Annotated in this window: 13 protein-coding genes, 1 tRNA gene and 1 pseudogene; 9 read left to right on the top strand and 6 right to left on the bottom strand. The window is 71.0% G+C overall.

The genetic code is table 11. From position 1 onward, the window contains the following. Positions 1 to 26: 26 nt before the first annotated feature. Together ACWPN7_RS13640 and ACWPN7_RS13645 are read right to left on the bottom strand one after the other, a co-directional pair. Positions 27 to 797, bottom strand: a complete 771-nt coding sequence (locus ACWPN7_RS13640; RefSeq protein WP_459197985.1) for a DUF72 domain-containing protein — start codon at positions 795 to 797, stop codon at positions 27 to 29. Positions 798 to 831: 34 nt separating this feature from the next. Further along, a complete protein-coding gene (locus tag ACWPN7_RS13645) occupies positions 832 to 1,182 on the bottom strand; it encodes a hypothetical protein (protein WP_038528786.1) in 351 nt (116 codons plus the stop codon). Between the two features lie 230 nt (positions 1,183 to 1,412). On the opposite strand from ACWPN7_RS13645, the gene ACWPN7_RS13650 reads away from it, so the two are divergent. Both ACWPN7_RS13650 and ACWPN7_RS13655 read left to right on the top strand, forming a co-directional pair. Continuing rightward, positions 1,413 to 2,723, top strand: coding sequence for a lytic murein transglycosylase (locus ACWPN7_RS13650; RefSeq protein WP_201044567.1), 1,311 nt, complete (start codon positions 1,413 to 1,415; stop codon positions 2,721 to 2,723). A gap of 15 nt (positions 2,724 to 2,738) precedes the next feature. Continuing rightward, positions 2,739 to 3,122, top strand: a pseudogene (locus ACWPN7_RS13655) (YkvA family protein); the annotation flags it as partial. A 19-nt stretch (positions 3,123 to 3,141) separates the two neighbouring features. Here the strand turns inward: ACWPN7_RS13655 and ACWPN7_RS13660 are convergent. Next, positions 3,142 to 3,561 (bottom strand): secondary thiamine-phosphate synthase enzyme YjbQ, encoded by a 420-nt coding sequence (locus tag ACWPN7_RS13660; RefSeq protein ID WP_201044568.1) that lies wholly within the window; start codon positions 3,559 to 3,561, stop codon positions 3,142 to 3,144. A gap of 92 nt (positions 3,562 to 3,653) precedes the next feature. Here ACWPN7_RS13660 and ACWPN7_RS13665 point away from each other — a divergent pair, with 92 nt between their 5' ends. The 3 genes from ACWPN7_RS13665 to ACWPN7_RS13675 all read left to right on the top strand — a co-directional run bounded on the left by ACWPN7_RS13665 (position 3,654) and on the right by ACWPN7_RS13675 (position 5,078). Further along, positions 3,654 to 4,097 carry an SRPBCC family protein gene (locus tag ACWPN7_RS13665; RefSeq protein WP_038528798.1) on the top strand — a complete coding sequence of 148 codons (444 nt, stop codon included), beginning with the start codon at positions 3,654 to 3,656 and terminating at the stop codon, positions 4,095 to 4,097. Positions 4,098 to 4,216: 119 nt separating this feature from the next. Beyond that, positions 4,217 to 4,843 (top strand): nitrogen fixation protein NifQ, encoded by a 627-nt coding sequence (locus ACWPN7_RS13670; protein WP_349621400.1) that lies wholly within the window; start codon positions 4,217 to 4,219, stop codon positions 4,841 to 4,843. A 149-nt stretch (positions 4,844 to 4,992) separates the two neighbouring features. Further along, positions 4,993 to 5,078, top strand: a tRNA-Tyr gene (locus tag ACWPN7_RS13675). Positions 5,079 to 5,152: 74 nt separating this feature from the next. On the opposite strand, the gene ACWPN7_RS13680 is transcribed toward ACWPN7_RS13675, so the two are convergent. From ACWPN7_RS13680 to ACWPN7_RS13690, 3 genes are all read right to left on the bottom strand, one after another. Next, complete coding sequence (locus ACWPN7_RS13680; protein ID WP_459197986.1) at positions 5,153 to 5,515, bottom strand: hypothetical protein; 363 nt, start codon at positions 5,513 to 5,515, stop codon at positions 5,153 to 5,155. Positions 5,516 to 5,523: 8 nt separating this feature from the next. After that, entirely contained in the window at positions 5,524 to 5,928 is a 405-nt protein-coding gene (locus ACWPN7_RS13685; RefSeq protein ID WP_014239878.1) for a response regulator, read from the bottom strand. A 236-nt stretch (positions 5,929 to 6,164) separates the two neighbouring features. Then, the gene (locus tag ACWPN7_RS13690) at positions 6,165 to 6,545 is read right to left on the bottom strand and encodes a hypothetical protein (protein ID WP_459197987.1); all 381 of its coding nucleotides are present in this window, start codon (positions 6,543 to 6,545) and stop codon (positions 6,165 to 6,167) included. Positions 6,546 to 7,166: 621 nt separating this feature from the next. Between ACWPN7_RS13690 and ACWPN7_RS13695 the strand changes: the two genes are divergently transcribed. The 4 genes from ACWPN7_RS13695 to ACWPN7_RS13710 are packed head-to-tail and all read left to right on the top strand — an operon-like array spanning position 7,167 to position 12,834. Beyond that, positions 7,167 to 8,537, top strand: a complete 1,371-nt coding sequence (locus ACWPN7_RS13695; RefSeq protein ID WP_051657897.1) for an ATP-binding response regulator — start codon at positions 7,167 to 7,169, stop codon at positions 8,535 to 8,537. A gap of 52 nt (positions 8,538 to 8,589) precedes the next feature. After that, on the top strand, positions 8,590 to 10,041 hold the full coding sequence (locus ACWPN7_RS13700; RefSeq protein WP_459197988.1) for a c-type cytochrome: 1,452 nt from the start codon (positions 8,590 to 8,592) through the stop codon (positions 10,039 to 10,041). A gap of 46 nt (positions 10,042 to 10,087) precedes the next feature. Then, the gene (locus ACWPN7_RS13705; protein ID WP_038528813.1) at positions 10,088 to 10,585 is read left to right on the top strand and encodes a (2Fe-2S)-binding protein; all 498 of its coding nucleotides are present in this window, start codon (positions 10,088 to 10,090) and stop codon (positions 10,583 to 10,585) included. Continuing rightward, positions 10,585 to 12,834, top strand: coding sequence for a xanthine dehydrogenase family protein molybdopterin-binding subunit (locus ACWPN7_RS13710; RefSeq protein WP_492273322.1), 2,250 nt, complete (start codon positions 10,585 to 10,587; stop codon positions 12,832 to 12,834). The genes ACWPN7_RS13705 and ACWPN7_RS13710 overlap by 1 nt, the downstream gene beginning before the upstream one ends. Positions 12,835 to 12,937: the final 103 nt, after the last annotated feature.

The raw sequence follows: 12,937 nt of genomic DNA on the forward strand, positions 1-12,937 counted from the left end.
CGCTTGCGTTCGCGCAACGATAGCGGTCAGGCGCCGGGCTTGTCTCTCTGACCTGTGGAGGCACCCAAACGGCTCATCAGCGTCAGCGCGTCGTCGACCGCGTGGAAGTCCGCCGTGTTGTCGAAGACGCACCAGACCGGCCGCTCCCGCGCCTCCTCGCGGAAGCGCCGGGCCAGCCGGTCCAGCACGTCCAGCGGGTAGGCGCTGCGGTACATCACCGGCGAGCCGTGGAGGCGCCAGTAACGGAAACCGTCCCAGCCCGCCGGCTCCGCCGCGGCGGGCACCGGGGCCGGGTCGGCGGCGGCGCGGGCCACGGCGTGGTCGATCAGCAGGCGGTCCGGCTCCACCGCGAACCAGCTCGGATGCCGCGGCTCGCAGACGACGAGGCCGGCGAACCGCTCGCGCAGGGCCGCGAAGAAGGGGCCGGCCACCGCCGGCTCGAAGCGCAGCGTCGGCGGCAACTGCACCAGCAGCGGCCCCAGCCGGTCGCCGAGATGCCCGACCTCGTGCAGGTAATGCTCCAGCTGGGCGGCGCAGTTCTTGAGCCGCTGCTCGTGCGTGATGGCGCGCGGCAGCTTGACCGCGAAGCGGAAGTCCGGCGGCGCCGAGGCCGCCCAGCGCTCCCAGGTCTCCGGCTTGTGCGGGCGGTAAAAGCGGCTGTTGACCTCGGTCATCGGGAAGACGCGGGCGTAGCGCTCCAGATGCGTGCCCTCCGCCGGGAAGGCCGGGGCGGAGAGCTTCGGGATGCTCCAGCCGGCGCAGCCGATGCGGATGGCGTTGATGGTCCCTTCGGCCAAGCCTCTGCTCTCCCTGGACGCGTGCGTTCCCGCCTTAGAACAGCGTCGGCTGCCGCTCGTCCCGCCGTGCGGCGCCACCCGATTGGTCCGCGTCCGCGATCAGCCGGGCCATCTCCCGACGCGCCTTCTCCGCCTCGTAGCCGCCACGGTAGCGCCCGATGAATCCCTTCCGGCAGGCCCGGCTGAAGCGCTGCGACGCGGTTTCCCAGTCGTCGCCGGGGCGCAGCCAGCTCACATAGGTGGTGCCGCTGCGCGGGTCGGTGCGCAGGTAGCGGCCATGCCCCTTCGGACCCCGCACCCATTGGCCGGGATTCAGGCGCAGAGCCCCCCGCGCCAGCAGCAGGGACACCTGCGGGGTGAGTTCGATGGTCGGAAAATACGGCATGGCGAACCCTCTCGGCGGCGCGCCGGGGGGCGGGCCGCGAACGTCTCGTCTCTGGTTTCGGAATGCCCTGGATATGGGGATTTCAGCCCGTTTGTTCAAGTTTTGTTCATGGTCAAGCCCAGGCTGCTTGAGCGGTTATTCGGGCCGCGCCCCCTGAACTTGTCCGTTGAGTGAAAGGGCCGTCCGTCCTAGGCTCCGGCACAGCTTTTCCCTGATGGTCACGAGAGCGCATGCGCCCCCTGCTGTCCCTTCCCGTCCGCCTCCTGCTCGCCACCACGATCCTGGCCGGCTGCCAGACGACGGGCGCCCCGCCCGTATCGGCCACCACCACGTCCGGAACCGCGAAGGCGACGGCCGCCGCACCGGCCAGCGTGGCCCCGGCCCAGCCCGCCGTCAGCTTCGCCGACTGGCTGAAGGCCCTGCGCGCCGAGGCGCTCGGCCAGGGCATCCGCGCCCAGACCTTCGACCGCGCCTTCGCCAACGTGAAGCTGTCGGACCGGGTGGTCGAGCTGGATTCCTCCCAGCCGGAGTTCAACCGCCAGCCCTGGCAGTATCTGGACAGCGCGGTCAACGACCGCCGCATCCAGGCCGGGCGCCAGCGCATCCAGGACAACGGCGCGCTGCTGCGCCGCATCAGCCAGCGCTCCGGCGTGCCGGCGGAGATCCTGGTGGCCTTTTGGGGCGTCGAGACCGACTTCGGCAATTTCACCGGCGGCTTCTCCGTCGTCGACGCTCTGACCACGCTGGCCTATGAGGGCCGCCGCGCCAGCTACTTCCGGACGGAGCTGCTTGCCGCCCTGCGCATCCTCGACAGCGGCGACATACCGCCGGAGAAGATGAGCGGTTCCTGGGCCGGCGCCATGGGCCAGACCCAGTTCATGCCGACCATCTTCCTGAAGCACGCCACCGACGAGGACGGCGACGGGCGGCGCGACATCTGGGGCAGCCTGCCCGACGTCTTCGCCTCCACCGCCAAGTTCGTGCAGGCCAACGGCTGGCGCACCGGGGAGCGCTGGGGCGAGGAGGTCACCCTGCCCGCCGGCTTCCCCTACGAGCAGGCCGAATACAACATCACCAAACCGGTCTCCGAATGGCGCCGCCTCGGCGTCCGCCCGGTCACCGGCGGCGAGCTGAGCGGCGGCGAGGAGGAGCGGGCCGCCGTCCTGATGCTCGCCGGCGCGCAGGGACCGGCCTTCCTGGTCCGGGAGAACTTCCGGGCGATCATGAAGTACAACCCCTCCACCAGCTACGCGCTGGCGGTGGCGCTGCTGTCCGACCGCCTCGCCGGCCGTTCCGGCGTGCAGGGAAGCTGGCCGCGCCACGAGCCGGCGCTGAGCCGCGACGAGCGGATCGAGCTTCAGGAGCGGCTGGCCTCGCTGGGCATGGAGCCGGGGACGGCGGACGGCATCGTCGGCGCCAACACCCGCAACGCCGTGCGCCGCTTCCAGCAGTCGATCGGCGCCGTGCCGGACGGCTTCGCCACCAAGACCCTGCTGGAACGGCTGCGCCAGTCCGCCGCTCCCGTCCCGGCGGCGGGCTGACGGCTCGCGATGCTGGCGGCGGCGAAGGGCTGGGCGCGGCGGATCAAGCGCGACGTGATCGCGCTCTATCTGGCGGCGCGTGACCCGCGGACGCCGTGGTACGCCCGTGTGGCCGCCGCCGCGGTGGCGGCCTACGCGCTCAGCCCCATCGACCTGATCCCCGATTTCGTGCCGGTCCTGGGCTATCTGGACGACCTGCTGATCGTGCCACTCGGCATCCTGCTGGTCATCCGCCTGATCCCGGCGGAGGTTCTGGAGGAGCACCGCGCCACCGCCGCCCGGCTGGCCGCCCGGCCGGTCAGCTACGCCGCCGCCGCGCTGATGGTCGGGATCTGGCTGGTCGCCGCCGTCGCCCTTTTCTGGTGGCTCGAACCCCATGTCGCGGGTTGGCTGGGGTAGACGCGCGGGCGCCTGGCCCTCATTCGCCCAGCAGATGCAGCGCCAGGGTCCGGTCGTGGGGCCGGATGCGGTGCTCGAACAGGTAGATGCCCTGCCAAGTGCCCAGCGCCATCCGCCCCTCCAGCACGGGGATGGACAGCTGCACCGTGGTCAGCGCGCTGCGGATGTGGGCGGGCATGTCGTCCGGCCCCTCCAGCGTGTGATCGTAGAGCGCCGGGTCTTCCGGGACCAGCCGCTTGAAGAAGCGCTCCAGGTCGCTGCGCACGTCCGGGTCGGCGTTCTCCTGAATGACCAGAGAGGCCGAGGTGTGCCGGCAGAAGACGGTCAGCAGACCGCTCTCCATGCCCTGGGCGGCGACCCAACGGGCCACCGGCTCCGTCACCTCGGACAGGCCCTGGCCGCGGGTCCGGGTGGTCAGCGTCGTGACGGCCTGCCGCATGTTTGTCGCCCTCCGTGCTCGATTGCGCGTCTTGGAAGCGGGTCATCCATACACCAAATCGCTTGGCGTTCCCGACCAACAACAGGTGATTCATGGAACTGAACGGCCAGTACCGGATTCCGGCGGCGCGCGAGCGGGTCTTCACCGCGCTCTGCGATCCCGCCGTGCTGCAACGCTGCATCCCGGTGCTGGAGGAGATGGACCGCCTGTCGCCCACCGAATACACCGCGCGCGTGCGCGCCACGGTCGGGCCGCTGAACGCGCGCTTTGCCGGCAACGTCCGGGTGGCGCCCGAGGACGCGCCACGCTTCTACATCCTCTACGCCGAGGGCAAGGGCGGCCTCGCCGGGGCGGTCAAGGGCGAGGCCCGCATCACGCTGGAGGAGGTGGATGGCCACACCGACCTGTCCTTCACCCTCGCGGCGGCGCTGGGCGGAGCCGTCGGCCGGCTGGCGGTCAAGCTGGTCAAGGCCAAGGCCGACCGCGTCATCGACGGCTTCTTCGAGCGCTTCACGGCCGAGGTCCTGAACGGCTGAGGCGGATGCCGGGCAGGCCTCGACAACGCACCCGCAAAAAACCACTTCGCAGTTGCGGGAATTTGATCCACCATCATGGTCATGACCGAACAACCCCCCGATGCGGGAGTTCGCCGACCATGATTGCCGACATCGCCGACCCCGCGGTCTTCTCGCTCCACCCGCCCGCCGATGCCCTGGACGGCGTTCCGGATGGCCCGGCCCTCGACCGGCTGCTGTTCAGCCGCATCGTCGGGCTGGCCGCGCAGCATCCCGGCGGCGTCACCGCCTCCCTGGGGCTGGCGCGTGAGGCGCTGGCCGAACTGATCCGGCGGCACGCGGCGGGCTTCGCTCACCTTCTCCCCACCCTGCCCGACGGCAGCGGCGAGGACGCCATCGAGGAGGAGGACCTGCGGGCCTTCCTGCTCGACCACCGCGCCGCCGGAACGGTCGAGGAGGAATGGCTGGCCGCCATCGTCGCCCGCCGCGCCCTGGGGCCGAACCATCTCTGGCAGGACATGGGCTTCGCCAACCGGCGGGAGCTGAACGCCATGTTCCGCCGCCACTTTCCGTCGCTGGTCGCGCTGAACAGCGGCGACATGAAGTGGAAGAAGTTCTTCTACCGCCAGCTCTGCGAGCGCGAGGGGCTGATGCTCTGCAAATCCCCGAACTGCGAGGTGTGCGACGACTTCAGCGCCTGCTTCAGCGCGGAGGACGGCGACCCGCTGAGCGCCCTGGCCCGCGTGGCCCGCGGCGAGGGGGCCTGAACGACGCTGCCCGGACAAAGATGCGCTGCCGGTGAAGAAAGCCGCTTGACCGGAGCGCCGTCACCCGTTAGATAACGCCACCCGCCGGACGGAAGGCCAAGCAAGGCCCGATGAACGGCAGGTCTCCGATGGTCGCGTCAAGCATCAGCGGAAGGGTGGCCGAGTGGTTAAAGGCAGCAGACTGTAAATCTGCCCGCGTAAGCGTACGCTGGTTCAAATCCAGCCCCTTCCACCATCTGACGCAGCCGGTTCATGACAGGGTCATGACCGGCCGTTTCCTTTTCCAGACAGCGCTGAACTGTTGCTGCATCAGCGCGGCTGGGCTCCCAGATCCTCGAAGGTCAGACCCTTGTCGGTGCGGGTGAAGCGGCCCTTGCCGTTGACCGTCATCGCCGCGGCACCCGGCTGCGGCGCGAAGGTCGCCGCGTAATAGCAATCATACTGCTTGTCGTCCGGCTTCGGGGCGCCGTTGCGGTATTTGGTGTCGACGCAGCCCTGCTTGCGGAAGCCCTCGAAGCCGCGGAAACCGCCCTGCCCCTGGCCGTCCAGCGCCCGCCGGGTGTGCGTTTCCACCAGCTTGCGCATGTCGGACTCGCCCGGCTCCCCCGAACAGGCGGCCAGCGGCAGCAGCCCCAGACCGCACAGCACCGCGCGCCGCACCACGCCCCCCATTCTCGTCCTCACTTGCCGGCCAGCAGGCGGTCAACCCGCTCCTTCAGAGCGCCGAAGGACGGCGGCTTCACGACGAAGCCGTTGACGCCCAGGGACATGGCCTTCTTCACGATTTCCGATTCCGTGTGGTTGGTCAGGAAGACCACCGGCGTGCGGCGGTTCCGCACCTCGGCGCTGGCCCGCAGCTCGGCCAGGAACTGGAGGCCGGACACCGGTTTCATGTCGATGTCGCAGACGATCACGTCGGGGGTGGCGCGGATGCACTCCCGCATGCCGGTCTCCCCGTTGTCGGCCTCGGCGATCGAGCGAAAGCCGATCTGCGAGAGGATCTGCATGATGGTCCGGCGCACGAAGGGCTGATCTTCGATGACCAGGATGCTGTACTGCCCGTAATCGACCGGCTTCCTGTCCATCGCCGCACCCTCCTTCGCCCGCGCCCGGGGAATTGGCCAAGCACTGGTGGGACCAGCCCATGGTCATACAGTCGACCACTGATAATGTGAGTTCGCCGAACGAGCAACCAAAGGACGGTTACAACTTTTAAAGAATGGGGGATTCTCCCCGGCACGGCACGGCGAAGGGCCGCGCGACACCGCACGGCCCTTGGGTTTCCGTATGGATCGGACACCTTCCCGGCCCCCGCCGGATGCTAGCGCCGGCTGGGTCCCTGCAACCCCAGGAGGGAGGAGATCACGCCCGCTACGAACCGACGTTCCGGATGCAATTCATGCACCGCCACCGCACGCCCGGCGAAGGACAGAGCCGCCTTCGCCATGCCCCCTGGGTCCGGGCAGGCTTCGCCGTCGATGCGGAAGCGCGTGACGGTCTTGGTGAGTTCGTGCATCGCGGTCAGTGGCGGGATGCACATCAGGAAACGGGCGCTGGCGATCGGCGTGAAGCCGCAACGCTCGAACATGGTCTGCACGGTCACCGGGACACCGTCCGGCCCTTCGGTCCCAACCTGATAACGGAGCAGGCGCTGCGCCCGCTCCTCCACCGCCTCGGACCAACCGGCGGTGGCCGTAATCATGGGGTTGATCAAACCTGCCTCCAAATGCACCAGCCACGGGCGGCGCAGGCGCCAAGGACGTTAGATTGTTCGCCGAACGAACAAGGTCAAGAAACATCCCGTATGGTGGAAACCCGCATCCGTTTGCTTACGAAGCAATCACCGTGCCAGCGCACGGAAGCAACGGCGCAGGGCCGTCCTGCCTCGTCGCCGGGTTCCTGTATCGTCTTGAAACTCCACCTGATTGCTTCATGGTGCCCGTGTCGACGCCGGAGCGGCGCCTTGGGACTCAACAGCGCAGCGACCGTTCTGGTGCCGGCCGCTCCGCTTCCCGGACAAACGGGACACGGCGCATATGCGACAATCTGCCGCCCTTTTGGGCACAGCGTGTCGCTGCTCTGCAATCGACACCCTTGAGGTGATGATCAGGAACCCTGCACGCGCGTGAATCGTTATGCCCGCGAAAACAATTCCTGTTCTGCGCTGTTGTGACCTGACGCAGGTGGATTCATTGAGCCGGAAGTTGTTTTGCGGCGGCGAGCGGGGGCCATCGTGGAGACGTCCATGCCAAAAAATGCGGATTCGGATAAACCGGACAGGAGCGGCCCAACCAAGGGAAAGGCGCTGCGTGACAGTCTGGAGGTGCTGAACCGCAACCTTGCCGAAGGGCTCCGGACCGCGGACCGTCTCCAGCGCGACGCCAGCCGTCTGGTCGAAGAGAGCGCGCGTCTGGCCGCCGAGCTGGTCGAACAGCGCCGCGAGATGAGCCGGCTCCACGACCGGCTGCACCGTTCCGAGGGCCGCCGCGCCGCCCGTGAGGAGGAGCTGCGCCGCGCCTACGAAAGGGCGGAGCGCGCCGACCGGGCCAAGGCGCGCTTCCTGAGCGCCGCCAGCCACGACCTGCGCCAGCCGATCCAGGCGGCGGCGCTGTACACCCACATCCTGCGCGGCGCGGTCGACGCGAACCCCGCGGCCCGGGAGGCGGCCGATCTGCTCCAGGCGTCCATCGACAGCCTGAGCGGCATGCTGAGCGGCCTTCTGGACCTCGCCCGGCTGGAGGCCGGTGCGGTGGACGTCGCGATCACGGAGTTCCGTCCCGACGCGCTGATGCGCCATCTGGCCCAGGAGTTCCGGGAGAGCGCGGTGACCGAGGGGACGAGCCTGCACGTCCATCCCTGCGGCGTGGCGGTGCGGACCGACGCAAGGTTGCTGGCACGGATTCTGACCCACCTGCTGTCCAACGCCATCCGCCATGGCGGGGGGGATGGACGGCGGGTCCTTCTGGGCTGCCGGCGGCGTCCCGCTGCGCTGGAGTTCCAGGTGTGGGACGACGGGCGGGGCATCCCCCCCGACGCCCGCGCCGCCATCTTCGAGGAGTTCCACCAGCTCGACAACCCGGAGCGCAGCGCGGCCAAGGGTTTCGGCCTCGGCCTGCCGCTGGTGGCCCGCATGGCCCGGCTGCTCGGCCTCGCGCTGGACCTGCGGTCGGAGGTCGGCCGGGGCACCGTCTTCACGGTCACCGTACCGCGCGCCACCCTCCCCCCCGACCCCGACCGCCGCCTGACCGCTGCCGCCCGCGCCATGGCCGCGGTCGCCACAAGCGCAACGGCAACTGCGACGACGACGGCGTCACCGACCGAACGGATGAAGGGCCGGCGGGTGCTTCTGGTGGAGGACGACGAGCGGGTGCGCCACGCCATGACCATGCTGCTGAAGCGCTGGGGCGTGCGGGTGACCGCCGTCGGCTCGGCGGAGGAACTGGCCGACCGCCTGCCCCGGCTGCGCAGCCGTCCCCATGTCGTGCTTGCCGATCACCGGCTCCCGCGCGGGCAGACGGGCCGCACGGTGGCGGAGCTGGTGCGCCGCCGGTGGGACGTGCCGGTCATCATCATCACCGGCGATACGGCGCCGGAGCGGCTTCGCGAAGCGCGCTCCATCGGCTGCCGCCTGCTGCACAAGCCGGTGGAGCCCGGCGACCTCGCCGCCACGCTCGACGAGGTCATGGAGCGGTGAGCGTCGAGAACGATCCCCCGCTCCACCTGTTCGCATTGTGGGAGGAGCGCGCATGGGGCGACGCAGGACGCGGCACAACTCGATCAGGCGAGGTCTGATCGGCGGGATAGCCGTCCTGCTGGCGCTCGGCGCCGGGGCGGTGGCCTGGGCGTGGGAGGCGGCGATCCCGCCGCAGCCGCGCCCGACGGCGGACGGCTTTCCGCCGAAGCTGGTGGCGGAAGGGGCGCGGCTGGCGGCGGTGGGGAACTGCATCGCCTGCCACACGGTGCCGGGCGGACGGTCCTTCGCCGGAGGGCTGGCCCTGCCGACGCCCTTCGGCACCATCCATTCCACCAACATCACGCCCGACGAGGACACCGGCATCGGCCGGTGGAGCGAGGCGGCCTTCACCCGCGCCATGCGGCGCGGGGTGGACCGCGAAGGCCGGCATCTCTACCCCGCCTTCCCCTACGACCACTACACGCGGGTCAGCGACGCCGACAACCGCGCGCTCTACGCCTACCTGATGACGCGCACCCCGGTGCGGGCGGAGGCGCCGGCCAACGACCTGCCTTTTCCGCTGAACATCCGCATGGCGGTGGCCGGGTGGAAGCTGCTCTATTTCCGCGAGGGCGCCTTCACCCCCGACCCGGCCAAGCCGGAGGTCTGGAACCGCGGCGCCTATCTGGCGGAGGGGCTGGGCCATTGCGGCGCCTGCCACAGCCCGCGCAACGCGCTGGGCGCGGTGGAGAAGGATCGCGCCTGGGCCGGCGGCGAGGCCGAAGGCTGGACCGCCTACCCCATCAACCAGGACTCCCCGGCGCCCGTCCCCTGGACGGCGGACAGTCTGGCCTTCTACCTGCGGCACGGCTGGCACCCGGCGCACGGCGTGTCGCGCGGACCGATGGCGGAGGTCACCGGCAACCTCGCCGGGTTGCCCGACGCCGACGTGGCCGCCATCGCCGCCTACGTCGCCGACCGCATGGGCACTCCCACCGCCGAGCGCCTGCGCCGCGGCGAAGATCTGCAAGCCCTGGTTCCGCGCCTGAGCGCCGACGCCGGGACGCCGCCGGGCGCCAGCCTGCCCGCCGCGGACGGCTTGGCCCGTCCCCCCGCCGCGGACTCCGGAAGGGCCGGGGGCGACGAGCGGGGCGAGGCGATCTACCGCACGGCCTGCGCCACCTGCCACGAATCCGGGCGGCCGCTTCCCTTCGGCGGACTGCCCTTCGCGCTCAGCACCGCGGTGAACGCGTCCACCCCCCAGAACATTATCAACGTCACGCTGTTCGGCCTGCCGCCCGGCGACGGCACCGTCAGCGCGGTGATGCCGGCCTTCGGCGGCGCCCTGTCCGACGCCGACATGGTGGCCCTGCTGCGCCACCTGCGCGGGCGCTTCAGCGAGCAGCCGCCGTGGGACGGGCTGGAGCGGCTGGTGGCCGACACGCGCAGCGGCGCGCATCACGTCGCCGTCCGCCCCGCCGACGGCATCGAACGGGCACCCCGCAACGTCGGCGCCGCCGACTGAACGCATGCCCGGACTGACGGCCCGGACTGACGGAAGGAAGCCCATCATGGCGATCGACCTCACGGTGAACGGCACCCCCCAGCGGGTGGAGGCGGACCCGGACACGCCGCTGCTCTACGTGCTGCGCGACGATCTGGGGCTGAACGGGGCGAAGTTCGGCTGCGGGCTGGGCCAATGCGGCGCCTGCACGGTGATGGTGGACGGGCGCGCCGTGCTGTCCTGCGTCACGCCGATCCTGCTGATGCAGGGGCGCGCCGTCACCACGGTCGAGGGGCTGGGCACCGCCGAGGCCCCCGGCCCGATGCAGCGCGCCTTCATCGAGGAGCAGGCGGCCCAGTGCGGCTATTGCATCCCCGGCATGATGATGCGGGCGCAGGCGTTGCTCCAGGAGCAGCCGGACGCCGACGACGCCGCGATCCGCCGCGCGCTGGAGTTCAACCTGTGCCGCTGCGGCACCCATATGCGCATCCTGCGCGCCATCCGCCGCGCCGCCGACACCCTGCGCCACGCGGAAACCAACGCTCCGAACGGGAGGGCCGGCTGATGAGCGACCACAGCCCCTTCTCCCTGACCCGCCGCGGCCTGCTGGCCGGCGGTGGCGCCCTGGTCGTCACCGTGTCGCTGGCCCGCCCCCTGCCCGCCCAGACCGGGGGCGGCGGTGGCGCCCGGCCTTCCAAGCCCGCTCCGGGCAGCCTCGCGCAAACGCGCCGGCTCGACGCCTGGGTCCGAATCGGCGCGGACGGCGCCATCACCGTCTTCACCGGCAAAGCCGAACTCGGCCAGGGCATCCGCACCGCCCTGCTCCAGGTCGCGGCGGAGGAACTGCGCGTCCCGCCCGCCGCCATCACCCTGGTCACCGCCGACACCGCCCGCACCCCGAACGAGGGCTACACCGCCGGCAGCCAGTCCATGCAGAACAGCGGCACCGCCATCCGCGCCGCTGCCGCCCAGGCCCGCGCCCTGCTTGCGCAGGAGGCGGCGCGGCGCCTCGGCGCGCCGGCCGACGCGCTGGGCTTCGCCGACCAGCGGGTGACGGCGCCGGACGGGCGGACGCTCGGCTATGGGGAGCTGGCCACGTCGCTGGACCTGACGGTGGAGGTGCCGGCGGACGCCCCGCTGACCGCGCCGGACCGGCTGTCGGTGATGGGCAAGCCGCTGCCCCGCGTGGACATTCCGGCCAAGGTGACCGGCGGCGCGGCCTATGTGCAGGATCTTCGGCTGGAGGGGATGCTGCACGCCCGCGTCGTCCGCCCGCCCAGCCCGGCGGCCCGGCTGACCGCGCTCGACGCTGCCAGAGTGGAGGCGATGCCGGGGGTGGTCGCCGTGCTGCGCGACGGCAACTTCCTCGCCGTGGTGGCCGACAAGGAGTACCGGGCGGTCAAGGCGATGCGCGCCCTCGCCGCCGCCGCCCGCTGGGAGGAGCCGGCGACCCTGCCCGGCGATACCCCGATCCCCGACCTGCTGCGCGGGCTGGAACGCGAGGTCGGCACGGTGGACGCGAATGGCCAGGCCGGAACCATCGCCGACGGGCCGCGCAGCCTGCGCGCCCGCTTCACCCGGCCCTATCAGCTCCACGGCTCAATCGGGCCGTCCTGCGGCGTGGCGGTGATGGGCGAGGACGGGCTGACCGTCTGGTCGCACACCCAGGGCGTCTATCCCGACCGCAAGGCCATCGCCGAGATGCTGCGCCTGCCCGTGGAGCGGGTGCGGGTGATCCATACGGAGGGCTCCGGCTGCTACGGCCACAACGGCGCCGACGACGCGGCGGCGGACGCCGCTCTGATCGCCAGCAAGCTGCCGGGCCGCCCGGTGCGGGTGCAGTGGATGCGCGAGCAGGAGCATGCCGGGGAGCCCTATGGTCCGGCCATGATGATCGAGGCGGCAGCCTCGCTGGACGGGAACGGGCGCATCGACCGCTGGACTTTCGACGTCTGGTCCAACACCCACACCACCCGCCCCGGCGGGGCCGGCGCCCTGCTGGCCGCGCGCCATCTGGCCGAGCCCTTCCCGGCGGAACCGGCGGCGATGCAGATCACCCCCGCCGGCAACGGCGACCGCAACGCCATCCCGCTCTACGCCATCCCCAACACCCGCGTCCTCTGGCACTTCCTGCCCGACATGCCGCTGCGGGTGTCGGCGCTGCGGTCGCTCGGCGCCTACGCCAACGTCTTCGCGCTGGAAAGCATGATGGACGATCTGGCGCTTCTGGCCGGCGCCGACCCCGTGGAGTTCCGCCTGCGCCATCTGGAGGACCCGCGCGCCCGCCGGGTGGTCGAACTGGCGGCGGAGCGCTTCGGCTGGACAGGCACCGCGTCCGCGCCGGGCTTCGGCCATGGCTTCGCCTTCGCCCGCTACAAGAACCACGCCGCCTATCTGGCGCTGGCGGTGGAGCTGTCGGTGGACCGCGGCAGCGGGCGGGTGCGGATGACCCGCGCCACCGCCGCCATCGACAGCGGCGAGATCGTCAACCCGGACGGCATCCGCAACCAGACGGAAGGCGGCATCATCCAGGCGATGAGCTGGACCCTGTTCGAGCGCGTCGCCTACGACGACACCCGAGTCACCTCGGTGGATTGGGCCAGCTACCCCATCCTGCGCTTCGCCAGCGTGCCCGACCGCATCGACGTCCACATCGTCGAGCGGCCCGGCGATCCCTTCCTCGGCACCGGCGAGGCAGCGCAGGGTCCGACCGCCGCGGCCATCGGCAACGCCATCCGCGCGGCGACCGGCCGGCGCCTGCGCAACCTGCCCTTCACCCCCGACCGGGTACGGGAGTTGACCGCCACCGGATAGCGCCGGTCCGGGGAGGATTTCCGCAATCCTTCCAACGAACAGAACAAATGGCTTGGCGCCTTCGGACGAAGAGGGATGGGAGCCCAACCCAGGGCAAGCGGCT

It is taken from the genome of Azospirillum sp. UENF 312511 (assembly GCF_058780635.1).

Excerpts from the sequence above, each read along its gene's own strand:
- ACWPN7_RS13645 (WP_038528786.1), bottom strand. The coding sequence starts at position 1,182 with ATGCCGTATTTTCCGACCATCGAACTCACCCCGCAGGTGTCCCTGCTG.
- ACWPN7_RS13650 (WP_201044567.1), top strand. The coding sequence starts at position 1,413 with ATGCGCCCCCTGCTGTCCCTTCCCGTCCGCCTCCTGCTCGCCACCACG.
- ACWPN7_RS13660 (WP_201044568.1), bottom strand. The coding sequence starts at position 3,561 with ATGCGGCAGGCCGTCACGACGCTGACCACCCGGACCCGCGGCCAGGGC.
- ACWPN7_RS13665 (WP_038528798.1), top strand. The coding sequence starts at position 3,654 with ATGGAACTGAACGGCCAGTACCGGATTCCGGCGGCGCGCGAGCGGGTC.
- ACWPN7_RS13670 (WP_349621400.1), top strand. The coding sequence starts at position 4,217 with ATGATTGCCGACATCGCCGACCCCGCGGTCTTCTCGCTCCACCCGCCC.
- ACWPN7_RS13680 (WP_459197986.1), bottom strand. The coding sequence starts at position 5,515 with ATGGGGGGCGTGGTGCGGCGCGCGGTGCTGTGCGGTCTGGGGCTGCTG.
- ACWPN7_RS13685 (WP_014239878.1), bottom strand. The coding sequence starts at position 5,928 with ATGGACAGGAAGCCGGTCGATTACGGGCAGTACAGCATCCTGGTCATC.
- ACWPN7_RS13690 (WP_459197987.1), bottom strand. The coding sequence starts at position 6,545 with ATGATTACGGCCACCGCCGGTTGGTCCGAGGCGGTGGAGGAGCGGGCG.
- ACWPN7_RS13700 (WP_459197988.1), top strand. The coding sequence starts at position 8,590 with ATGGGGCGACGCAGGACGCGGCACAACTCGATCAGGCGAGGTCTGATC.
- ACWPN7_RS13705 (WP_038528813.1), top strand. The coding sequence starts at position 10,088 with ATGGCGATCGACCTCACGGTGAACGGCACCCCCCAGCGGGTGGAGGCG.
- ACWPN7_RS13710 (WP_492273322.1), top strand. The coding sequence starts at position 10,585 with ATGAGCGACCACAGCCCCTTCTCCCTGACCCGCCGCGGCCTGCTGGCC.